Annotated in this window: 22 protein-coding genes and 1 pseudogene; 14 read left to right on the top strand and 9 right to left on the bottom strand. The window is 72.6% G+C overall.

The window, feature by feature from the left end:
• Positions 1-50 precede the first annotated feature (50 nt).
• From L1785_RS23420 to L1785_RS18310, 6 genes and pseudogenes are all read right to left on the bottom strand, one after another.
• Positions 51-1488 (bottom strand): annotated as a pseudogene (locus L1785_RS23420) (saccharopine dehydrogenase family protein).
• Positions 1485-2363: an ABC transporter permease gene (locus tag L1785_RS18330; protein WP_372461884.1), complete on the bottom strand. Its 879-nt coding sequence runs from the start codon at positions 2361-2363 to the stop codon at positions 1485-1487. Before L1785_RS18330 ends, L1785_RS23420 begins: the two are co-directional and overlap by 4 nt.
• Positions 2360-3280: an ABC transporter permease gene (locus L1785_RS18325; protein ID WP_236090743.1), complete on the bottom strand. Its 921-nt coding sequence runs from the start codon at positions 3278-3280 to the stop codon at positions 2360-2362. The genes L1785_RS18330 and L1785_RS18325 overlap by 4 nt, the downstream gene beginning before the upstream one ends.
• An 8-nt stretch (positions 3281-3288) precedes the next feature.
• Positions 3289-4392: an ABC transporter ATP-binding protein gene (locus tag L1785_RS18320; protein ID WP_236090742.1), complete on the bottom strand. Its 1104-nt coding sequence runs from the start codon at positions 4390-4392 to the stop codon at positions 3289-3291.
• 1 nt (position 4393) lies between these two features.
• Entirely contained in the window at positions 4394-5632 is a 1239-nt protein-coding gene (locus tag L1785_RS18315) for a polyamine ABC transporter substrate-binding protein (RefSeq protein ID WP_236090741.1), read from the bottom strand.
• Positions 5633-5649: 17 nt separating this feature from the next.
• A complete protein-coding gene (locus tag L1785_RS18310) occupies positions 5650-7092 on the bottom strand; it encodes an aminobutyraldehyde dehydrogenase (RefSeq protein ID WP_236090740.1) in 1443 nt (480 codons plus the stop codon).
• A gap of 176 nt (positions 7093-7268) precedes the next feature.
• Between L1785_RS18310 and L1785_RS18305 the strand changes: the two genes are divergently transcribed.
• Complete coding sequence (locus L1785_RS18305; protein ID WP_236090739.1) at positions 7269-7745, top strand: Lrp/AsnC family transcriptional regulator; 477 nt, start codon at positions 7269-7271, stop codon at positions 7743-7745.
• Positions 7742-9187, top strand: coding sequence for an aspartate aminotransferase family protein (locus tag L1785_RS18300; RefSeq protein WP_236090738.1), 1446 nt, complete (start codon positions 7742-7744; stop codon positions 9185-9187). The genes L1785_RS18305 and L1785_RS18300 overlap by 4 nt, the downstream gene beginning before the upstream one ends.
• A gap of 28 nt (positions 9188-9215) precedes the next feature.
• Here the strand turns inward: L1785_RS18300 and dxr are convergent, their stop codons facing one another.
• Both dxr and L1785_RS18290 read right to left on the bottom strand, forming a co-directional pair.
• Complete coding sequence (dxr, locus tag L1785_RS18295) at positions 9216-10376, bottom strand: 1-deoxy-D-xylulose-5-phosphate reductoisomerase (RefSeq protein WP_236090737.1); 1161 nt, start codon at positions 10374-10376, stop codon at positions 9216-9218.
• 49 nt (positions 10377-10425) lie between these two features.
• The gene (locus L1785_RS18290) at positions 10426-11064 is read right to left on the bottom strand and encodes a hypothetical protein (RefSeq protein ID WP_236090736.1); all 639 of its coding nucleotides are present in this window, start codon (positions 11062-11064) and stop codon (positions 10426-10428) included.
• Between the two features lie 148 nt (positions 11065-11212).
• Here L1785_RS18290 and L1785_RS18285 point away from each other — a divergent pair, with 148 nt between their 5' ends.
• The 11 genes from L1785_RS18285 (at position 11213) to L1785_RS18235 (ending at position 18746) form a co-directional block, all read left to right on the top strand.
• Positions 11213-11887, top strand: coding sequence for an SIMPL domain-containing protein (locus tag L1785_RS18285; protein WP_236090735.1), 675 nt, complete (start codon positions 11213-11215; stop codon positions 11885-11887).
• A 122-nt stretch (positions 11888-12009) separates the two neighbouring features.
• The gene (locus tag L1785_RS18280; protein WP_236090734.1) at positions 12010-12432 is read left to right on the top strand and encodes a MarR family winged helix-turn-helix transcriptional regulator; all 423 of its coding nucleotides are present in this window, start codon (positions 12010-12012) and stop codon (positions 12430-12432) included.
• Positions 12433-12507: 75 nt separating this feature from the next.
• Positions 12508-12894, top strand: a complete 387-nt coding sequence (locus L1785_RS18275) for a hypothetical protein (protein ID WP_236090733.1) — start codon at positions 12508-12510, stop codon at positions 12892-12894.
• A gap of 49 nt (positions 12895-12943) precedes the next feature.
• Positions 12944-13750, top strand: a complete 807-nt coding sequence (locus tag L1785_RS18270) for a vWA domain-containing protein (protein WP_236090732.1) — start codon at positions 12944-12946, stop codon at positions 13748-13750.
• Between the two features lie 40 nt (positions 13751-13790).
• Complete coding sequence (locus tag L1785_RS18265) at positions 13791-13976, top strand: hypothetical protein (protein ID WP_236090731.1); 186 nt, start codon at positions 13791-13793, stop codon at positions 13974-13976.
• Positions 13973-14383, top strand: a complete 411-nt coding sequence (locus L1785_RS18260) for a type II toxin-antitoxin system VapC family toxin (protein WP_236090730.1) — start codon at positions 13973-13975, stop codon at positions 14381-14383. The genes L1785_RS18265 and L1785_RS18260 overlap by 4 nt, the downstream gene beginning before the upstream one ends.
• 100 nt (positions 14384-14483) lie before the next feature.
• On the top strand, positions 14484-15026 hold the full coding sequence (locus tag L1785_RS18255; RefSeq protein WP_236090729.1) for a hypothetical protein: 543 nt from the start codon (positions 14484-14486) through the stop codon (positions 15024-15026).
• A gap of 46 nt (positions 15027-15072) precedes the next feature.
• A complete protein-coding gene (locus L1785_RS18250) occupies positions 15073-15492 on the top strand; it encodes an MmcQ/YjbR family DNA-binding protein (protein ID WP_236090728.1) in 420 nt (139 codons plus the stop codon).
• Between the two features lie 153 nt (positions 15493-15645).
• Complete coding sequence (locus L1785_RS18245; protein WP_236090727.1) at positions 15646-16353, top strand: hypothetical protein; 708 nt, start codon at positions 15646-15648, stop codon at positions 16351-16353.
• 124 nt (positions 16354-16477) lie between these two features.
• Complete coding sequence (locus tag L1785_RS18240) at positions 16478-17890, top strand: GH12 family glycosyl hydrolase domain-containing protein (RefSeq protein ID WP_236090726.1); 1413 nt, start codon at positions 16478-16480, stop codon at positions 17888-17890.
• Positions 17891-17945: 55 nt separating this feature from the next.
• Positions 17946-18746: an SDR family oxidoreductase gene (locus tag L1785_RS18235; protein WP_236090725.1), complete on the top strand. Its 801-nt coding sequence runs from the start codon at positions 17946-17948 to the stop codon at positions 18744-18746.
• Positions 18747-18761: 15 nt separating this feature from the next.
• Here L1785_RS18235 and L1785_RS18230 read toward each other — a convergent pair whose 3' ends face one another.
• Positions 18762-20078: an MFS transporter gene (locus L1785_RS18230; RefSeq protein WP_236090724.1), complete on the bottom strand. Its 1317-nt coding sequence runs from the start codon at positions 20076-20078 to the stop codon at positions 18762-18764.
• Positions 20079-20140: 62 nt separating this feature from the next.
• Between L1785_RS18230 and L1785_RS18225 the strand changes: the two genes are divergently transcribed.
• On the top strand, positions 20141-20542 hold the full coding sequence (locus L1785_RS18225) for a MerR family transcriptional regulator (RefSeq protein WP_236090723.1): 402 nt from the start codon (positions 20141-20143) through the stop codon (positions 20540-20542).
• The last annotated feature ends 103 nt before the right edge of the window (positions 20543-20645 follow it).

Below are 20645 nucleotides of genomic sequence, written 5' to 3'. Positions count from 1 at the left end.
CCGAGACTACGGCACGTGGCTGAGCCTGGGCCGAGCCTTTCCGTCGTGGGTCAGCGCTCCTGGAGCGCCCAGGGCGAGCCGTACCCGATCGGGGCAGGCGCGGCCAGCAGCTCGAGGAACGGCCCGGCGTCGAACGCCTCCGGGCCGGCCACGCCCGCCCCGGACCACACCCCGGTCGCGAGCAGCTCGAGGGCGACCACGGGGTTCACCGCCGTCTGCCACACGACGCACTGTGCCCCGTACTCGGCCATGGACCACTCGTTCGACACGATGTGGTGCAGGTAGACCTCGCGCGGCTCCCCGTCCGTGCCCAGTCCCCGCACGAGCACGCCCGCGCACGTCGACCCGGTCATCCGGGGACCGATGGTCGCCGGGTCGGGCAGCACGGCCGCGACGACGTCCCGGGGCGCCACCTCGATGCCTCGCACGGTCACGGGCGTCGTGGAGTCGAGCCCGAGCGCGTGCAGCGTCCTGAGCACGCCGATGAACTCCTCACCGAGCCCGTACTTGAACGTCACCGTCGCGGCGTCGAGCCAGCGTGGCATGAGGAGCACCTCCTCGTGCTCGACGTGCACGCACTCGACGGGCCCGATCGGGTCGGGGAAGTCGAACACCTCGGGCTCGTGGAACGGCGGCAGGGTGTACCAGCCGTCACCCCCGTGGGGGGGGGGGGGGGGGGGGGGCCCCCCCCCCCCCCGCGGGGGGGCGCCCCCCCCCCGGGGGGGGGGGGGGGGGGGGGCGGGGGCCCCCCCCCCCCCCCCGGGGGGCGGGGGCCCGCCGGGCGGCGGGGGTGGGGTGCCCCCCGCCCCCCCCCCGGGCCCCCGCGCCCCGCCCCCCCCCCCCCACGACCGGCGGGTTGAGACACTCCTCGATCGTGGTCCAGATGGAGAAGGAAGGGGCGAACACGGGCTCGCCGTCCTCGCCGCGCACCACCAGGTTCGCGCCGTCGCGGACGCCGAGCTCGTCGATCCGGCTGAACAGGTGGTCGTGGGCGTAGCGGGCGAGCACGTCCGACAGCCCGGGCTCCACTCCCATGCCCACGAGCGCCAGCCGGCCCGCGGCCTCCCACGCGCCCGACCGCGCGAACTGCGCGTCGCCGAGCTTCACACCGGTCAGCTCGTACGGTCGCTCGGGGTGCGGCCGGGACAGCGACATCGCCATGTCGAGGTAGTCGGCCCCCGCAGCGAGCGCCCCCTCGAAGACGGGCAGCACGAAGCGCGGGTCGACGGCGTTGAGGACGTGGGTCACCGAGTGCTCGCGGGCCAGGGCGGCGACGGCGTCGGCCGACGACGCGTCCACGTGCGCGGCGACGAACCGCCCGTGGCCCTCGGGGGCGTTCCGGTCGCCGGCGCGGGCGGCGGCGACGGTGCGCCGGGCGCGGCCGAGGTCGTGGTCCGCCACGACCATAGTCTCGAAGAAGTCCCGCCGGGCGGCGATGCGGGCGACGGCGTCGCCGACCCCGCCCGACCCGACCACGAGGATCCTCACGGTGCGCTCCCTTCCGGCCTGGCTGCCGCAGTGCGCGTGGCACGGCGGCGGGCCGCGGTCACCACCTGCGCCCCGACCACCACGGCCAGGGCGAGGACGAACATGGCCGTCCCGATCACGTTCGCCTGCGGCGGGATCCCGCGGGTCGCCGACACGTAGACGAACTTCGGGAACGTCGTGTACGGACCGGAGTTGAAGCTGGTGACGATGAAGTCGTCGAAGCTGAGCGAGAAGGCGAGCAGCGCCGCCGCGAGGATGCCGGGCAGGAGCAACGGGAACGTGACCCGCCAGAACGCCTGCCAAGGCGTGGCGTACAGGTCGGCGGCGGCCTCCTCGAGCCGCGGGTCCATGGACTGCACACGTGCCTTGACCGTGACCACCACGAACGACACGTTGAACATGACGTGGGCGATGACGACGGTCCAGAAACCGAGCGGCACGCGGAGCGTGAGGAACTGGGCGAGCAGCGCGGCGCCGAGCACCACCTCGGGCGTGGACATCGGCAGGAAGACGAGCAGGTTCGCCAGGGCGCGACCGCGGAACCGGTAGCGGACGAGAGCGATCGCGACGAGGGTGCCCAGCACGGTCGCGACAAGGGTCGACAGCAGCCCGACCTGGAGCGAGTTGGCGAACGCCTTGCACACCTGCGGCGCACCGCACGGGTTCGCCCAGTTGTCCCAGGTGAAGCCGCGCCAGACGAGGTTCGACTTCCCGGCGTCGTTGAAGGAGAACGCGACGGTGTACGCGACGGGCACGAGCAGGTACAGGAACGCCAGCCCGGCGAACGCGGGCACGACGGCGTCCGCGAGCCGCCATCGCCGCGGGCTGCGGTGGCCGGGAATCTCGGGCGCGGTGCGCAGGCGGACGGGGCTCACAGCAGGTCCTCCGTCCCGGTTCTGCGGACGTACGCCGTGACGAGCAGGGCGATGACGACCATGAGCACCACGGACAGCGCGGCCGCGGTCGGGTAGTCGAGGACGCGGAAGAACCGCGAGTCGATGACCTGCCCGATCATCGTGGTCGTCGTCGGGTTGCCCAGGAGGCTCGCGCTGACGTAGTCGCCTGCGGCCGGGATGAACGTCAGCAGGGTTCCCGACACGACCCCGGGCATCGACAGCGGCAGCGTCACGGTGCGGAACGTGGTGAAGGGCCCGGCGTACAGGTCGCCGCCGGCCTCGATCATCCGCACGTCGAGCCGCTCGAGGCTGGCGTAGACGGGCAGGATCATGAACGGCAGGAAGTTGTAGGCCAGGCCCGCCACGACGGCGAAGGCGGTCGCGGTCAGGCGCCCGTCGTCGGGCAGCACGTGGAGCCACCGCAGGGACGCGACGACGAACGCGTCGTCGGCGAGGACCTGCTTCCACGCGATGGTGCGCAGGATGAAGCTGGTGAAGAACGGCGCGACGACGAGCACGAGCAGCACGCCCTGCAGCAGCCGGTGCCCGCGCGCCCGCACCGCGATGACGTACGCGACGGGGTACCCGACGACCAGCGCCGCGACCGTCGCGAGCAGCGCGAACCAGAAGGACCGCAGCAGCTCCGGCCAGAACTTCCCGAGCGCGGCGGCGTAGTTCTCCCAGCGCAGCGCGGGCAGGTACTGGCCGACGTCGCCGCCCGGCACGGGCGCGTACAGCGACGTGGCGAGCAGCGCCAGCACGGGCACGGCGAAGAAGGCCACCAGGTAGATCGCACCGGGCAGCAGCAGCCCGACGCCGGTGCGCCCCCGCCGTCGGGCGGCCACCTCCTCGGAGGCCCCGCCGTCGGCTCCCTGGGCGGGTGACACGAGAGCCATGGTGAGGCTCATGACGCGGCCGCCGCGTCGGGCACGAGGCCGAATGTGAAGTCCACGTCCCAGGCGAGGTGGACCGTGTCGCCGGGGCGCGACGTCGGCGCGCCGGTCGTGTTCTGCGCGAAGACCTCGTGGACGCCGAGGGCGCCGAGGTCCACCTGGTAGGCCGTGGACACACCGGTGAAGGACACGTCGGTCACCGTCCCCGGCCCGAGGACGTTGCTGCCCGACGGCGGTGGCTCGCCCTGGGCAGAGAGCCGCACCTTCTCGGGCCGCACGCCGAGCAGGACCGGTCCGTCGGACACGGCGGACCGGTCCGCCGGGACCTGAAGGCGGGCCCCCGCCACCTCGACCCCCAGGACGCCGCCGGAGCCCTCGACCACCGTTCCCGCGACGAGGTTCGACCGGCCGAGGAACGTCGCGACGAACGGGGTGCGCGGGAGCTCGTACAGCTCCGCCGGCGGACCGAGCTGCTCGATGCGGCCGGCGTTCATCACGGCGACCGTGTCGGCCATGGTCATGGCCTCCTCCTGGTCGTGCGTGACGTGCACGAACGTCAGCCCGGCCTCGGCCTGGATGCGCTTGAGCTCGAGCTGCATCGCCCGGCGCAGGGCCAGGTCCAGCGCGCCGAGGGGCTCGTCGAGCAGGAGCACCGACGGGTTGTTGACGATCGCACGAGCCAGGGCGATCCGCTGCTGCTGACCGCCGGAGAGCTGGGCCGGGCGGCGGTCGGCGAGGTGGGCGAGCCGGACCGTCTGCAGACCCGCGAGCGCCCGCGCCCGAGCGTCGGGCACGCGCTGGCGGCGCAGGCCGAACTCGACGTTCTGCAGCACGCTCAGGTGCGGGAACAGGGCGTAGCTCTGGAAGACCGTGTTGACCGGGCGGCGGTGGGCCGGCGTGCCGGTGACGTCCCGGCCGCCGATCGAGACGGCGCCGGCGGTGGGCTGCTCCAGGCCGGCGACCATCCGCAGGGTTGTCGTCTTCCCGCACCCTGACGGGCCCAGGAGGGCGAAGAAGGACCCCTCCGGGACCTCGAGGTCGACGCCGTCGACAGCCACCTGGCCGCCGAACTCCTTGCGGACGCCCCACAGCTCCAGGGCGGGTGCAGCGGTCATGTCAGGCGCCGATCACGTCGAGGAACGCGCCGTTGTACGTGGTCTCCTCCTCCGGCGTGAGCGTGCGGAAGACGCTGACCTTCGACAGGGTCGCCTCGTCGGGGAAGATCATCGTGTTCTCCGCGAGCTCGGGGTCGATGGCCGCCATCGCGTCCTGGGCACCCGACACCGGGGTGATGTAGTTGACCCAGGCCGCGACCTCGGCGGCAATCTCGGGGTCGTAGTAGTAGTTCATGAGGTCCTCGGCGTTCGCCTTGTGCGTCGCGCCGACGGGGACCATGAGGTTGTCCGACCAGAGCGTGCCGCCCGCCTCGGGGATCGCGAACTCGAAGCGGTCGTCGTTCTCGTAGTTGAGGCCGGTGATGTCACCCGACCAGCCGATCACGGCGTAGGCGTCGCCCGAGACGAGGTCCTGGGTGTACGAGTTGCCCTTGACCTGGCGGATGTGGCCGGAGTCGATCTTCTCCTTGAGGAAGGCCAGCGCGGCGTCGAACTCGTCGTCGCCCCAGTCGCTCGCCGGGTCGACGCCCTGGTCGAACATGATGAGGCCGATCGTGTCACGCATCTCGGACAGAACCTCGACGCGCCCGGCGAGCTCGGGTGCCCAGAGGTCGGAGACGCCGCGCAGACCGGCCGGCACCTTGTCCTTCGCCCACGCCAGGCCGCCGAAGCCCGACTGCCACGTCAGGGTGTGCGCGCGGCCCGGGTCGAAGTCGACCTCCGCGAGGTTCGGCAGGATGTTGTCCGCGTTGGGGATGCGGGAGCGGTCCAGCTCCTGGGTGTATCCCAGGCGCACCATGCGGCCGGCCATCCAGTCGGTCAGCGTCACGATGTCGTAGCCGATGTCCTGGCCCGAGGCGAGCTGGCCCTGCACCTTGCCGTAGAACGTGTCGTTGTCGTCGACGTCCTCGGTGTACTCCACCTCGATCCCGGACTTCTCGGTGAACGCCTCGAGCGTCGGGTACGTGACCCCGTCGTCGTCCATGTCCAGGTAGAGGGTCCAGTTGGCCCAGCGGACGAGCTTCTCGGTCTCGCTCAGGTCGGTGCCGGGGGTGCTCCCACCGGCGGCCGCGGGTGCGCCGCCGGTGCCGCACGCGGCGAGCAGGCCCACCCCGGCCACGCCGAGCGAGCCGGCCAGGAAGCCGCGCCGCGACAGCCTGGCGGCCGCCGCGCGCCGCTGCGCGGCGATCAGCAAGCGGACCGCGGGATCGGCGGGGGGACGACGACGGAAGGTGCTCACTCGGGTCTCCTCGGTGCTCAGAAAGCGCTCATGACGTGCTTGATGCGGGTGTAGTCCTCGAACCCGTACAAGGAGAGGTCCTTGCCGTAGCCGGAGTGCTTGAAGCCGCCGTGCGGCATCTCGGCGACGAACGGGATGTGGGTGTTGATCCAGACGACGCCGAAGTCCAGCGCACGCGACATGCGCAGCGCCGTCGCGTGGTCTCTGGTCCAGACGGAGCTCGAGAGTCCGTACGTCACGTCGTTGGCGAGGCGCACGGCCTCAGCCTCGTCGGCGAACGTCTGCACGGTGATGACGGGGCCGAAGATCTCGGTCCGCACCGCCTCGTCGTCCTGCCGCAGCCCGCTGATCACGGTGGGCTCGTGGAAGTAGCCCCTGGTGCCGACACGGTTGCCGCCCGTCTCGACCGTCGCGTGGGACGGCAGCCGCTCGACGAAGCCCAGGACCCGCTCGAGCTGCGTGGCGTTGTTGACCGGTCCGTATGCGGCCTCCGGGTCGTCCGGCGCGGCCGTGCGGGTGCCGCGCGCCGCTTCGGTGAGCGCCTCGGTGAACGCGCCCGCGACCTTCTCGTGGACGAGCACGCGGGTGGCGGCCGTGCAGTCCTGCCCGGCGTTGTAGAAGCCGGCCGCGGCGATGCCCTCCGCGGCGGCCGCCACGTCGGCGTCGTCGAAGACGACGACGGGTGCCTTGCCGCCCAGCTCGAGGTGGACGCGCTTGACGTCGGCCGAGGCGGCGCTCGCGACCTCCATGCCCGCGCGGACCGATCCGGTGATCGCGACCATGTCGGGACGGCCGTGGGCGACGAGCGCGCGGCCCGTGTCCCGGTCGCCGCACACCACGTTGAGCACGCCCGCGGGCAGGTGCTCGGCCGCGATCTCGGCCAGGAGCAGCGTCGAGACCGGCGTGGTCTCGGACGGCTTGAGGACGATCGTGTTGCCCGCCGCGAGCGCCGGCGCGATCTTCCACACTGCCATCATCAGCGGGTAGTTCCAGGGCGTGACCTGCCCGACGACGCCCACGGGCTCCCGGCGGACCCACGACGTCAGGCCCTTCGCGTACTCCCCGGCCGACAGGCCGTCGAGGACGCGAGCGGCGCCGGCGAAGAACCGGAGCTGGTCCGCGCACGGCGGCACCTCGTCGGTGGCGGTCAGGTGCAGGGGCTTGCCCGTGTTCCGGGACTCCGCGGCGACGAGCTCGTCCGCGCGGGCGTCGACGGCGTCGGCGATGCGGAGCAGGGCGAGCTGCCGCTCGGCGGGAGTGGACTCGCGCCACTCGCCGAACGCCGCCGAGGCGGCGGCGTAGGCGGCGTCGACGTCGGCCGCCCCGCTGAGCGGGGCCGACGCGTACGCCTCGCCGGTGCTCGGGTCCACGACGTCGAGCGTGCGTCCGTCGGCGGCGGCCACGCGCTCGCCGCCCACGAAGTTGGCGAGCGTCGTGGTGCCCGGTGCGGTCGTGGTCACGATTCTCCTCAGGTCAGTCCTGCGTCCCGTGTGGCTAGGACCGTAGAGGACGCAGGCGTGAACCACGAGGGATTCCGTGTTTCCTACCCGTAAATTCTCGCGGAATCCGTGGCTGAAGGCATGGACGGCGACGGATCGGCTTGCAATTCGCCGCCGGAGGTGGTCAGCATTCAGCCATGGCCCAGCGCACCGCGGCGACCTCGTCGCCGCCACTCGACCACGTGTCGAAGGCGATCATCGAGCAGCTCCAGGACGACGGCCGGCGGTCCTACGCGGCGATCGCGCAGGCGGTCGGACTGTCGGAGGCCGCCGTGCGCCAGCGCGTCCAGAAGCTCGTCGACGGCGGCGTCGTGCAGATCGTCGCGGTCACCGACCCGATCCAGGTGGGCTTCACCCGGCAGGCGATGATCGGCATCCGCGCGAGCGGCGACATCGAGGACCTTGCCGACGCCCTTGCGGACGTGCCGGGCGTCGACTACGTCGTGATCACCGCCGGCGGCTTCGACCTCCTCGTCGAGGTGGTGTGCGAGGACGACGCCCAGCTCCTGGAGATCGTCAACCGGCACATCCGCACCCTGCCCGGGGTGCACGCCACCGAGACGTTCGTCTACCTCAAGCTCCGTAAGCAGAACTACAACTGGGGAACCCGATGACCGAGTCAACGACACAGGACCCTCTGGGCTTCCGTACGCGTCCGGCCGGCGTGAGCTCCGTCGTCGGGCCCACCACCCCGAAGGGGACGCCGCGCGACGCGGCCGCGCGCCGCAACCTCTGGGGGCACTTCACCCGGCACTCCGCGTGGGAGAACGGCGTGGCGACCATGGTGCGCGGCGAAGGGCACCACATCTGGGACGCGAACGGCAAGCGGTACATCGACGGGCTGTCGGGGCTGTTCGTCGTGCAGGCCGGCCACGGGCGCCGGGCGCTGGCCGAGGCCGCCGCCAAGCAGGCGGAGGAGCTGGCGTTCTTCCCGCTCTGGTCGTATGCGCACCCCGCCGCGATCGACCTCGCCGAGCGGCTCGCGGACCTCGCGCCCGGCGACCTCAACCGCGTGTTCTTCAGTACGGGCGGGTCCGAGGCCGTCGAGACCGCGTTCAAGCTGGCCAAGCAGTACTGGAAGCTCGTCGGGCGGCCAGGCAAGCACAAGGTGATCTCCCGGACCATCGCCTACCACGGCACCACGCACGGCGCGCTGTCCGTCACGGGCCTGCCCACGCTGAAGGAGCCGTTCGAGCCCCTCGTGCCCGGCACGCTCAAGGTTCCCAACACGAACCTCTACCGGGCGCCGGAGCACCTGCGCGACGACCCCGAAGCGTTCGGGTTGTGGGCCGCTGACCGCATCGAGGAGATGATCCTCATGGAGGGGCCCGAGACCGTCGCTGCCGTGTTCCTCGAGCCGGTGCAGAACGCCGGCGGCTGCTTTCCTCCGCCGCCCGGGTATTTCGCGCGCGTGCGCGAAATCTGCGACCAGTACGACGTGCTGCTCGTCTCCGACGAGGTGATCTGCGCGTTCGGACGCATCGGGTCGATCTTCGCGTGCGAGGACCTCGGCTACGTGCCCGACATGATCACCTGCGCCAAGGGCATGACGTCCGGGTACTCCCCCATCGGCGCGACGATCGTCTCCGACCGGATCTTCGAGCCGTTCGCGACCGGGGCGGCGTCGTTCGCGCACGGGTACACGTTCGGCGGCCACCCGGTGTCCGCGGCGGTCGCCATGGCGAACCTCGACGTGTTCGAGGCCGAGGGGCTGACCGATCGGGTCAAGGCGAACGCGCCCGCCTTCCGAGGAACACTCGAGAAGCTGCTCGACCTGCCGATCGTCGGCGACGTGCGCGGCGCCGGGTACTTCTACGGGATCGAGCTCGTCAAGGACAGGTCGACGCGGGAGTCGTTCTCGGGCGAGGAGTCCGAGCGGCTGCTCCGCGGGTTCCTGTCCGGGGCCCTGTTCGACGCTGGGCTCTACTGCCGCGCCGACGACCGCGGCGACCCCGTCATCCAGCTCGCGCCGCCGCTGACGACCGGGCAGGCCGAGTTCGACGAGATCGAGCAGATCCTGCGCGGCGTGCTGACGGAGGCGTGGGCGCGCCTCTGACCCGCCCCGCGCGAGACGTCTCGGCGGGTCACGCGGCCTTGATCAGCTCCGCCGCGCGAGCCCGCGCCCACGCGTCCGCGTCAAGCACGCCCTCGACGCTCGACGCGTCGCCGCCGTCGTGCGCGGCAACGACGGCGGCGACCGTGTCGACGATGTCGAGGAAGCCGATCGTCCCGTCATGGAACGCGTCCACACACACCTCGTTCGCCGCGTTGTACACCGCGGGGAACGTGCCGGCGGCCTCGCCGACCTGGCGGGCGAGCCGCACGGCGGGGAACGCGTCGTCGTCGAGGGGGGCGAACTCCCACGTCGCGGCCTGCGTCCAGTCGATCGCGACGTCGACGTCGGCCAGCCGGTCCGGCCACGACAGCCCGAGCGCGATCGGCACGAGCATCCGCGGCGGCCCGGCCTGGGCGATCGTGGACCCGTCCACGAACTCCACCATCGAGTGGATCATCTGCTGCGGGTGCACCACGACGTCGATCCGGTCGAAGGGGACGTCGAACAGGAGGTGCGCCTCGATGATCTCCAGGCCCTTGTTCACGAGGGTCGCGGAATTTGTGGTGATCACGCGGCCCATGGAGAAGTTGGGGTGCCTGAGCGCCTGCGCGGGCGTGACGTCGCGCAACTCTTCGCGGGTGTGGCCGCGGAACGGCCCGCCGCTCGCGGTCACCACGAGCTTGCGCACCTCCGACCGCGCCCCGGACCGCAGCGACTGCGCGATCGCCGAGTGCTCCGAGTCGACCGGCACCACCTGGTCCGGCCGCTGCCACGCCGCCTTCACGAGCGCGCCGCCCACCACGAGCGACTCCTTGTTCGCGAGGGCGAGCGTCGAGCCTGCCTCGAGCGCGGCGAGCGTCGGGCGCAGGCCCACCGATCCCGTGATGCCGTTGAGCACCACGTCGCTGCCGCGGCCGGCCAGATCCGTCGCGGCGTCCGGCCCGGCGAGCACCTCGACGCCCGACGCTCCCGCCACGGCGAGGTGACGCTGCAGGTCGGGGCGGGCTCCAGCGTCGGCCACCGCGACCGCCGCCACGCCGAGGCGCGCCGCCTGGGCGGCAAGGGCCGCCAGGTCCGACCCGCCCGCCGACAGCGCCTCGACCCGGAACCGGTCCGGGTTCCGCAGGACCACGTCGATGGCCTGGGTGCCGATGGAACCGGTGGAGCCGAGGATGGTCACGCTGCGCATGACCCCATCCTCCCAGCCCGGAGACCTGGCCACGGACTCTGCCCGAGGGTCACGCCTCCAGCCGGCGTGCCTCCGACTCGGTCTCGTCGGCGTCGTCGTCGCGACCTTCCTTGCGCAGCGTGCCCGCGAGCTCGCGCAGAGAGAGGATGGCGTCGGACTTCGCGAGGCCGCCGCCGGACTGCGTCACCTTCTTCCAGAGCGAGATCGCCTCGTCGGCGACATCGAGCGCCTGGTTGCGCTTCTCGTCGCCGACGAGCGTGGTCGCGACCGTGGACAGGGCCGTCTCGAGCGCGGCACGCTGCGTCTGGGGCTCACCGTCGTCGAGGCTGCGGAAGAGCCCGACGGCCTCGGCGGCGAGGGCCGTCGGCGGCTTCTCCTGGTCCTTCTTCGTCATCTCGCTGCCGAACACCGCGAGCGCAACGGCGACGCGGGACACGGTGCCGCTCACCTCGCCCGGCAGCTTCTCGACGCCGGACTCGAGGAGCCGGTGCAGCCGCTCGGCGGCCTGCGACTCGAGCGCGTGGGTCCGCGGCGCACCGTCCTCCTGCGTGGCGGGCGCGCCGTCCTCGGGCGCCGCGTCGGTCACCCCGGCCGCCGGCTCGGCTGGCCGGGTCAGCCCGGCCGTCTCGGCAGCCTGGGGCTGGTCCTCAACCGGTGCGGTCTGTGCCGCTGCGGCGTCAGTAGTCACTGCGTCCTCCCGTGGTCGTGGGCAGAAACTACCAGAACGGGCGTTCCGTCCGCCGGGCTGCCCGACGTCGGCGAGTCGCCCGGGCGCACCGGCTCACCTCTCCCATGGGAGTGGGCAGCGCTGGGGCCGGCGTGGTAGGCCTTGGCTCATGACCCGCATCGCCGTCGAAGGCCACGCCACGCGCACCCATCCCGCAGAGCTCGGCACCGCGCGACTGGCCGTGTCGTTCGCCGGGGCGGGCCGCGGCGACGTGCTGGCCGCGGCGGCGCGTGTCCATGGCGCGCTCGTCGAGCAGGCACGGGCGCACACGGAGTCCGGCGCCGCGACCCGGTGGGACGCGTCGTCGGTGCACGCGTTCGCGTACGACGAGTGGGTCAAGCCCGCCGCTGACCTCGGCGAGCAGAAGGTTCGCCGGTTCCGCGCCCGCGCCGGCGTGACGGTCAGGTTCGCCGACTTCGACGCGCTGTCGACGTGGCTCGCCGAGGTTCTGGAGATCGACGGCGTCGAGCTCGAGGGCGTCGACTGGGACCTCACCGACGACACACGCGCCACCCTGCTGGCCGAGGTCCGGGCGGAGGCCGCGCGCGAGACCGTCGCCCGCGCCAACGCCTACGCGGCCGCCCTCGGGCTCGGGACCGTGCGTCCGATCGCGGTGTACGAGGACGGTCTGCGGCCCTCCGCCGGTCCCGGCGGCTCCGGCCACCCGGAGCGCCGCATGTTCGCCATGGCGGCGGCCGACGCCGGTCAGGTCGAGCTCTCCCCCGCCGACCTCGAGGTCGAGGCCAGCGTGACGGCCGACTTCGAGACGGACGCCCCGGCCTGACCGACCCGGACGATCAACCGCCCCCGACATCGGCGGGGCGGCGGGGCGCGTCCTGCGGCGCGCCGGCACGACGCCTCCTAGGGTGGGGGCGGCACCGACCCGTGCGCCGACCTGGAGGTTTCATGCCCGCCATCCGCCCGCTCGGCTACTGGCTCAAGACCGTCGACCGGCTCATCGACGACCAGTTCGGCGCGGTCGCCGAGCAGGTCGGCCTGACGCGCCGCCAGTGGCAGCTCCTCAACACGGTGCAGTCGGGCACGCGGTCGCCCGCCGACCTCGACACCGCCGTCGCGCCGTTTCTCGGCCCCGGCGAGACTGCCGCCACGCACCTGGCGCCGCTCATCGAGGCGGGACTCGTCGCAAAGACCCCGGACGGGTTCACGGTCACGGCGTCGGGCCGCGAGACCGCGACCCGGGTGCAGTCGGACGCCGTCCGCGCGATCCGGGAGCGCACCATGGGCGGCGTCGACGGCGACGACTACGCGCACCTCCTGCAGACGCTGGAGAAGATCGCCCGCAACCTGGGCTGGGACGAGCCGGCCTGAGGCTTGGCCTGCTCCCGACGACGGCCCGCTGATCACCTATTGCACATGTGCAGTAACTGCACATAGACTTGCCGCGTGACGCACACCACTGGCTCCCCGGAACCACGGCCACATCTGGCCCAGGCCCGCGCTGCGCTCGAGGCGGCGTCGCAGGCCGAGGCGAGCGCCGCCGTCGGGCACCTGGCGAGGGCGCGTGCGCTCCTCGACGAGGCGCTCGACGAGGCGATGGCCGAGGCCGTCCTGTCCGGGGAGTCCATGCGGGCCGTCGCCGAGGCGGCTGGGGTGGCCCCCAACACGGTGCCGCCGCGGCTCGCGCGCACCAGCGCGCTCGCCGCTTACGGCGGCCACGACGGGCGGGTGACGTCTGGCGGCGTGACCCGCGCACGGTATGACCGCGAGCGCGGTCAGGAGCCGCCCGAGGCTCCCGCGGTGGAGCCGCTGCGGTTCCGCCGTCGTACCTGACACCCGCCCCCGACCAGCCCGATCGACCGCCCGACCCGAGGAGAGCACCATGGCTGACACCAACTCCACCCACATCGCGATGCTGCTCGACCGGTCCGGGTCCATGCAGGCCATGAAGGGTGCCACGATCGAGGGCTTCAACCTGTACATGGCGGAGCAGAAGGCCACGCCCGGCAGCTGCACCGTGACGCTCGCGCAGTTCGACGATCGGTACGAGGAGGTCTATGCCGATCGGCCCGTGGCCGACGTGCCGCCGCTCGTGCTGGAGCCCCGCGGCAGCACAGCGCTGCTCGACTCGATCGCACGGCTCGTGCACACCACCGCAGAGCGGCTCGCCGCGCTGCCTGAGGACGAGCGGCCGGCGACCGTGCTCGTCGGGATCATGACCGACGGGTACGAGAACGCGTCGAAGGAGTACACGCACGCCGCGATCAAGGCGCTCGTCACCGAGAAGGAGACGAAGGACGGGTGGGCGTTCCTGTACATGGGTGCCAACCAGGACGCCATCGAGGTGGGCGCGTCGCTCGGCGTGCGGCGCGACCGGTCGCTGACGTACGACGCGGGGAACGTCGGCGCCGCGATGGCCGCGACCTCGCGCGGGACGTCACGGATGCGCTACGCGGCTGCCGCGCCGGGGGGCCGGCCGGGGGCACCGGCTGCTGCGGGCGCGTTCTACTCCGAGGAGGACCGGGCCGCGGCAGTGGATCCGGGGTCGACGGGTGGCGTGCGTGGTCGTGACGCCGGCGCCCCCGGCGCGGCTCCCGCGCCGCCTGTGCAGCCAAGGCCGCGGACGGCCCGGCCGGCACCGCCTACCCAGCCGGGGTCGTTCGCGCCGAGGGACGACAAGCAGGACTGACCCGCCTGCTCGACGTGGTTCGCGGGGGGACGCGGTCGTGGTGACCGATCACGGCCGGCCGATCGCGCGGATCGTCCCGATCAGCCTCAGCCCGTTCGAGCGGCTCGTCGCCGAGGGCGAGTACGTGGCGGCGTCGACCACGAAGATCTTCACTCCGCCGATCGACGACCCGCCCGGCAGGCCGTCCGGCAAGGTTCTCGACGAGCTCCGGTCGGACCGCCTGTGAGAGCCGTCTACCTCGACACCTCGGCCGCACTGAAGCAGGTCCGCCGCGAGGAGTTCACCGACGAGCTCGTGAGCTACTTGGTCGGCTGCGCCGGAGAGGAGATCGCGATCACGTCGTCGACCCTGCTGGACGTGGAGCTCGCTCGCTTTGCCGTCCGTGAGGGACTGGACCACGAGGGGCGGATCGCCCCGGTGCTGGCGCCGGTTGCGCGGCGTCAGCTCAGCCGCCGCGTGGTCAAGGATGCGTCCGAGATCGCGGTCCACATCCGATCGCTCGACGCCATCCACATCGCGACGGCTGCGGCCCTCGGTGACGACCTCGTCGCGGTGGTCACCTACGACAAGCAGATGGTCCGGGCCGCCGAGCACCTGGGGGTGCCGGTCGTCAGCCCTGGAGAACCGCAGTAGGCGCTCGGGACATCCACAGGGCCGGGCGCCGTGGCTGGCAGGCGCGCTGCACTTCACGCCGCCCGGTCGGCCGCGTCCGTGTCTTCCCGCACACTGAGACATGGCCACTGACTTGCCCGCAGGTATCTCCCCCGATGAGCTGTACGTCGTCCCAGGGTCGCGGATGCTGCACTCCGACGATTGCCAGCACCAGACCGAGAAGTCGTTCGCCATGATGCAGTCGGCGAGCCCGGAGGAGATCGCCGAGTACGAGCTCTGCACGTCGTGCCGCCGGGTGCTGACCGGCGGCCGGCGCCACTACTTCCCGACGTTCGAGGAGGCGATGCGGGCGTACCAGGCGCCGGTCGAGAACCGCTCTCGGATGCGCGAGATCGCAGCGGAGCACGACCCGACGGTCCTCTGGATCCCGCCGGCCGGTACCTACATCGCGTTGGCTCCGGGCAAGGGCATGGGCGCTACCGCGCACTTTCACAAGGGCCACGTCGACGAGCACATCAACGGCTTCACCGTGCGGGAAGATCTCCCCTCGGGATACGTGACGGCGAGCCGCGGCGGGAAGCCGGCCCAGGAGCGCGAGCTCGGCGTCTGCCCCAGCTGCTTCATGGAGCTCCTGACGTCCGGGAAATGTGGAACGTGCAACTGAGGTAAGGCGCGGGACGCCGTCGAGCCGGCGGGGCTACCGTCGTGACATGCCCACGCTCGACGACGTCCGCCGGCTGGCGACCGCGCTCCCCGAGGTGACCGACAAGATTTCCTGGGGCGCCGTGATGTGGTGCGTCGCGGGCAAGGGCTTCGTCTGGGAGCGGCCGCTCCGCGCGAAGGACATGGCCGAGCTCGGCGACGGGGCGCCGGACGGCCTGATCCTCGGTGCGCGCGTCGCGGACGAGGGCGAGAAGCAGGCGCTCATCGCCGAGAGCCCCGACGTGTTCTTCACGATCTCCCACCTCGACGGCTACCCCGCGGTGCTCGTCCGCCTGGACGCGATCAGCCCGGAGCGGCTCGAGGAGGTCGTCGTCGACGCGTGGCTCGAGCGGGCGCCGAAGCGGCTCGCGACGGCGTACTTCGCCGGTCCGGGGCGACCCGGCCCGGAAGGCGACGCGCGAGCCTGAGGCGAGCGACCGGCATCGGGCAGCGTGGGTAGCCAGTGCCCCTTCCGGGCGATCGCCCGCAGCCCGGGCGCCGAACTTCGCAACCCCTCGGGTGTATGTAACCTTTGTCGGAGTTCCTCCTCCCATGGCACCCAGAGAAAGGCCGGCGCGCTCATGTCGTTCGACACGCCGCGTGACAAGTGGGCAGACGCGCCCGTCGACGAAGCAGGAGCCGGCCGCGGGAGGTCCGGCTTGTCGAAGGAGATCTGGGTCTCGGTCATCACCGCGGGCGGCACGATCGCCGCCGCGCTCATTACCGCCGCCGTCGCCATCGGCACCGGAGCCGCCTCCGTGCCGGGCCTCGACGGGTCGCCGAGCGTCAGCTCGCTGCAACGGACGATCGCCTCTCTCGAGCAGGACGTGTCGACGCTCAACGCCGAGAACGAGCAGCTCTCGGGGCAGGTCGGTGACCTCACGGCCCAGCTCGAGGCGACCGGCGAGACACCGGTCACGACCGGCTCCACGGCCACCGCCGACGTCGCCCGGAGCACCGACGGCACTCCGATCGGGCTGTACTCCGGCAGCTGCCTCGACCTCGACAGCACGGCGGCGAACTGGGGCGTCCCCGAGGGCGACTTCTGCATCGACCACGGAGATGACATCACCACCACCAGCAACACGATGACGATCCTGGACGAAGCCCCCGACGCCGCCACCTGCGCTGCCCAGACGCTCGTCACCGACTTCGTGTCGGACGCCCAGACCCTCCTCGGCAAGCACCTCTGCGTCGTGACGAGCTCCGGCCGCTACGCGGACGTCAGTGTCGTCAGCGTCGACGAGGCCGCGGACGCCTTCGCGCTCGAGATCACCGTCTGGAAGTAGCGGCGAGAGAGGCGGCCTCGATCGGCCCCTAATCGATTCACGCCCCTGACACCCAGCTCCGGGCCGGCCTACCTTCGACACCGGAGCTCCCCCGGGCTCCGACGTCATCGCACGAAGGAGTGCCATGTCCCCCAGCACGACCGACAGGCGGCGGAGCACCCCCCGGCTCCTGCTCGCCTTCGTGACCATGCTCGCGACGCTCACCGCGGGCATGGTCACGGCCGTCGTCGGCGCGGCCCCCGCGAGCGCCGCGACGATCTGCGAGCAGTACGGCACGGTCGACGCCGGGAGCTACGTGATCCAGAACAACCGCTGGGGCACCGGCGCGACGCAGTGCATCGACACCACCGCGAACGGGTTCACGATCACACAGCAGGACGGCGTGGGGAACACGTCGGGCACGCCGGTGTCGTACCCGTCGATCTTCCTCGGCTGCCACTACAGCACCTGCAGCCCGGGCACGCCGTTGCCGAAGCAGCTCAGCACGATCGGCAGCGCACCGACCAGCATCGGCTACACGTACACGAGCAGCGGCACGTACAACGCGTCGTACGACATCTGGCTCAACGCGAACACCGACGTCAGCGGCGTGCAGGACACCGAGATCATGATCTGGTTCAACCGGCAGGGCTCGATCCAGCCGATCGGCTCGCAGACCGGCACCGCCACGATCGCGGGGCGCACGTGGGCCGTCTGGACGGGCAACAACGGCAGCAACAACGTGGTGTCATACGTATCGGCGTCGCCGATCGGGTCGCTGTCGTTCGACGTCATGGGCTTCGTCGACGACACCTTCACGCGCGGCGCCCAGTACGGCGACGCGAGCTGGTACCTCACGAGCGTCCAGGCGGGCTTCGAGCCGTGGATCGGCGGAGTGGGCCTGACGGTGAACTCCTTCTCGGCGTCGGTCACCAACGGGGGCGGCACCGAACCCACCGTCCCGGGCGCGCCCGGCACGCCGACGACGTCGAACGTCACGTCCTCCGGCCTGACCCTCGGCTGGGCCGCCGCCTCGGGCACGGTGACGGGCTACCAGGTGGAGCGCGCCACCGGGTCGGGCGACGCCTGGGCGCTCGTGGGCTCGCCCGCCGCCACGACCTTCACGGACACCGGACTCGCCGCCGGCACGACCTACCGCTACCGCGTCCGCGCGGTGAACGGAGCGGGCACTTCCGCGTACTCCCCCGTCACCACGGTCACCACCTCGCTGCCCGACGGCGGTGGGTCGGCCGGGTGCACCACCTCGGCGGCGGTCCAGAACCAGTGGACCGGCGGGTACACGCTGACGGTGACCGTCACGAACAGCGGCACCTCGTCGATCAGCGGATGGCGCTCGACGGTGACGCTGCCGGCGGGCCACACCCACGCCGGTTCGTGGCCGGCCGCGGCGACCGTGAGCGGCCAGACCGTGACCGAGGCGAGCCAGTCCTGGAACGGCAGCCTGGCGCCGGGCCAGAGCGTCACGTGGGGGCTCCAGGCGACCCGTCCGACGTCAGACTCCTCGGTGCCGACCGCGTTCGCCTGCACCACGCCCTGACTCAGGGGCGGGCCGCACGCGTGCGAGCGGCCCGCTCCCTCCTCAGCCTTGGTCCATGACCACCGCACCCCGCCCCGCCGCCATCGTCACCGGGTCCGAGTCCGGCATCGGACGAGCCACCGTCGTCGCGCTCGCCCGTGACGGCTTCGACGTCGGCCTGTGCTGGTACGCCGACGAGTCGAAGGCGCAGGACACCGCCCGCGAGGCCGCCGAGCACGGAGCCCGGACCGAGCTGCGGTATCTCGACGTCACGAACATGCCGGCGATCGCAGGCGTCGTCGACGACCTCGCCGACGCGTTCGGGCGCGTCGACGTGCTCGCCAACGTGGCTGGCACGGGCTCCTCGACGATGCTCCTCGACCTCGACCACCAGCACTGGCGCACGGTGATCGAGACCGACCTCGACGGGCCGTTCCTCATCCTGCAGGCCGCCGCCCGGCACATGATCGCCGGCGGGCGCGGCGGGCGGATCGTCAACGTCACGAGCGTGCACGAGCACCAGCCGCGCGTCGGCGCCGGCCCCTACTGCGCGGCCAAGGCGGGGCTGGGGATGCTCACCCAGGTCGCGGCGCTCGAGCTCGGCGAGCACGGCATCACCGTGAACGCCGTGGCCCCCGGTGAGATCACGACTGCGATGACCGGCCAGGAGGACGAGAGCCCCGAGGGCAAGGTCCGCCACGGGATCCCGCTCGGCAGGCCGGGCGACGCGCGCGAGATCGCCGCGATCATCGCCTTCCTGTGCAGCCCGAAGGCGGCGTACGTGACGGGAGCGTCGTGGGTCGCCGACGGCGGCATGCTGCGCATGGGTCCCATGGCCGGGTCGCACCTGACGAGCGACGCCTGGCGGAGGCCCTGACGCCGGCCGGCTCGCCTACCGCCGGGCGAGCCCGTGCCGCGGTGCCCCCAGCCGCCGCATCAGCACGCTCAGCGCGACCGCCGCCACGGCGACCAGCAGCGCGCTCGGCAGCGGCACCGCCCAGGGCCCGGACCGGTCCACGACCGCGGAGCCCGCAGCGGCCCCGACGGCGATGCCCAGGTTGAACACGACCGGAATGAGCATGCCCGCGATCCCGCGCAGCCCGGACCCGGCGAGGCGCAGGATCGTCGTCTGCGCGAGCGGCGGCAGCGCGCCCGTGGCCATGCCCCACGCGATGACGACGAGAAGAGCCGCCGCTGCGCTGTGCCCCGCCCCGAGCAGGGCGAGCAGCGCCAGCCCGGCCATTGCCGAGGCGACCGGCAGGGCCGCGGCCGGCCACCGGTCGCCCGCTCGACCCGCGACGACGACGCCCGCCGCCGAGGCCACGCCGAACACGAGGAGCAGCCCGCTGATCCCGCCCGGCACCGCGCCGGCCGGCTCCGCCAGCAGGCGCGTCACGAACGTGTACGTCGCGAAGTGCCCCACCAGCACGACGGCGACGAGCACGGTCACGGTGACCAGGGCCCGGAGGGCCCCACGTCGCTGTCCGACGCCGGACGGGTCGCCCTCCGGCACCGCCTCGCCCGCGGCGCCGGCCACAGCGGGTGCATCGGGCGCCCGCACCACCACGACCCGGACGAGCACCGCGGCGACGAGCGCGAGGACGGCGAGGCCCCCGAAGGCCGCGCGCCAGTCCCAGGCCCGAGCGACCGCGCTGGTGAGCGGCACTCCGACGACGATGCCCAGCGTCGCCCCGCCGATCACCACGGAGATCGCACGGCCGAGCTCGCGCTCGGGGACGACGTCGGCGGTGTGCACGTTGACCGTGGACCAGAGCAGCCCGCAGGCCGCCGCTCCGAGGAGCCGGCCCGCGACGGCTACGGCGTACGTGTCCGCGGCGGCCACGATGACGCCCGACGCGGCGAACACGACGAGCGCCACCACGATGACGGCCCGCCGGTCCCGCCCGCGGACCAGCCCCACGAGGAGCGGGCTCGCGACCACGACCGTACCGGCCCACAGCGCGACGAGGAGGCCGATCCGGTCCTCGCCGACGCCGAGGCTCGCGCCCATCTGCGGCAGGACGGCGGTGGGGAGCATCTCGCCGGTCACCATGACCAGGGTCGCGAACGCGAGGACGACCAGGCTGGGCCACGGCAGGCGCGGGGCGGGGACGCTGGGGAGTGGTGCGCCGGCCCGGGCACGGTCGGGCTCAGGTGCGGGCTCGAGGGCGGCCTCGGGCGCGGTGTTGGTCTCTGCTGACATCTCCATGTCTGCGACCGTAAACTTTGACATCAATGTCAAGGTCAAGTCCTCCGGCGAAGGAGTTCCGCATGAAGATCGGCGAGCTCGCCCGGCGCTCGGGCGTGTCCGCGCGCCTCGTGCGCTACTACGAGCAGCAGGGCCTCCTCGAGGCCGCTCGCGAGGCGAACGGCTACCGCACGTACGACGAGGAGCACGTCGAGCAGGTGGTACGCGTCGCGAGCCTCGTGCGGTCGGGCGTGCCGACGCGCCTGATCCGGGCGCTCCTCGACCTCGAGCAGGCGGAGGCGCAGGCCACGTACTCGTGCCCGCGCACCGTCGCAGAGATGCTCGCCGCCGAGCTGGTCGGGCTGGAGGACAAGATCGCGTGCCTCACCCGCAGCCGCGACACCCTGTCCCGCTTCCTGGAGCAGACGGAGCATGCGGCGCTCGTCTCGGAGGCGCGGGCCGGCGGCTCTGTCGACACGGAGTAGACCCCGCTGTGGGGGTGGGGGGGGGGGGGGGGGGGGGGGGCGGGGGGGGGGGCGGCCCCCCGCCCCCCCCCCCCCCGCCCCCGCCCCCCCCCGCCCCCCCCGC

Origin of the sequence: Antribacter soli (assembly GCF_021568775.1) — a bacterium.
Classification (GTDB): Bacteria; Actinomycetota; Actinomycetes; order Actinomycetales; family Cellulomonadaceae; genus Antribacter; species Antribacter soli.
This window is presented reverse-complemented; position numbering and strand designations above follow the sequence as displayed.

Coding starts and splice junctions, on each gene's coding strand:
- L1785_RS18325 (WP_236090743.1), bottom strand. CDS start 3,280: ATGGCTCTCGTGTCACCCGCCCAGGGAGCCGACGGCGGGGCCTCCGAG.
- L1785_RS18320 (WP_236090742.1), bottom strand. CDS start 4,392: ATGACCGCTGCACCCGCCCTGGAGCTGTGGGGCGTCCGCAAGGAGTTC.
- L1785_RS18305 (WP_236090739.1), top strand. CDS start 7,269: ATGGCCCAGCGCACCGCGGCGACCTCGTCGCCGCCACTCGACCACGTG.
- L1785_RS18300 (WP_236090738.1), top strand. CDS start 7,742: ATGACCGAGTCAACGACACAGGACCCTCTGGGCTTCCGTACGCGTCCG.
- dxr (WP_236090737.1), bottom strand. CDS start 10,376: ATGCGCAGCGTGACCATCCTCGGCTCCACCGGTTCCATCGGCACCCAG.
- L1785_RS18285 (WP_236090735.1), top strand. CDS start 11,213: ATGACCCGCATCGCCGTCGAAGGCCACGCCACGCGCACCCATCCCGCA.
- L1785_RS18280 (WP_236090734.1), top strand. CDS start 12,010: ATGCCCGCCATCCGCCCGCTCGGCTACTGGCTCAAGACCGTCGACCGG.
- L1785_RS18270 (WP_236090732.1), top strand. CDS start 12,944: ATGGCTGACACCAACTCCACCCACATCGCGATGCTGCTCGACCGGTCC.
- L1785_RS18255 (WP_236090729.1), top strand. CDS start 14,484: ATGGCCACTGACTTGCCCGCAGGTATCTCCCCCGATGAGCTGTACGTC.
- L1785_RS18250 (WP_236090728.1), top strand. CDS start 15,073: ATGCCCACGCTCGACGACGTCCGCCGGCTGGCGACCGCGCTCCCCGAG.
- L1785_RS18245 (WP_236090727.1), top strand. CDS start 15,646: ATGTCGTTCGACACGCCGCGTGACAAGTGGGCAGACGCGCCCGTCGAC.
- L1785_RS18240 (WP_236090726.1), top strand. CDS start 16,478: ATGTCCCCCAGCACGACCGACAGGCGGCGGAGCACCCCCCGGCTCCTG.
- L1785_RS18235 (WP_236090725.1), top strand. CDS start 17,946: ATGACCACCGCACCCCGCCCCGCCGCCATCGTCACCGGGTCCGAGTCC.
- L1785_RS18230 (WP_236090724.1), bottom strand. CDS start 20,078: ATGGAGATGTCAGCAGAGACCAACACCGCGCCCGAGGCCGCCCTCGAG.
- L1785_RS18225 (WP_236090723.1), top strand. CDS start 20,141: ATGAAGATCGGCGAGCTCGCCCGGCGCTCGGGCGTGTCCGCGCGCCTC.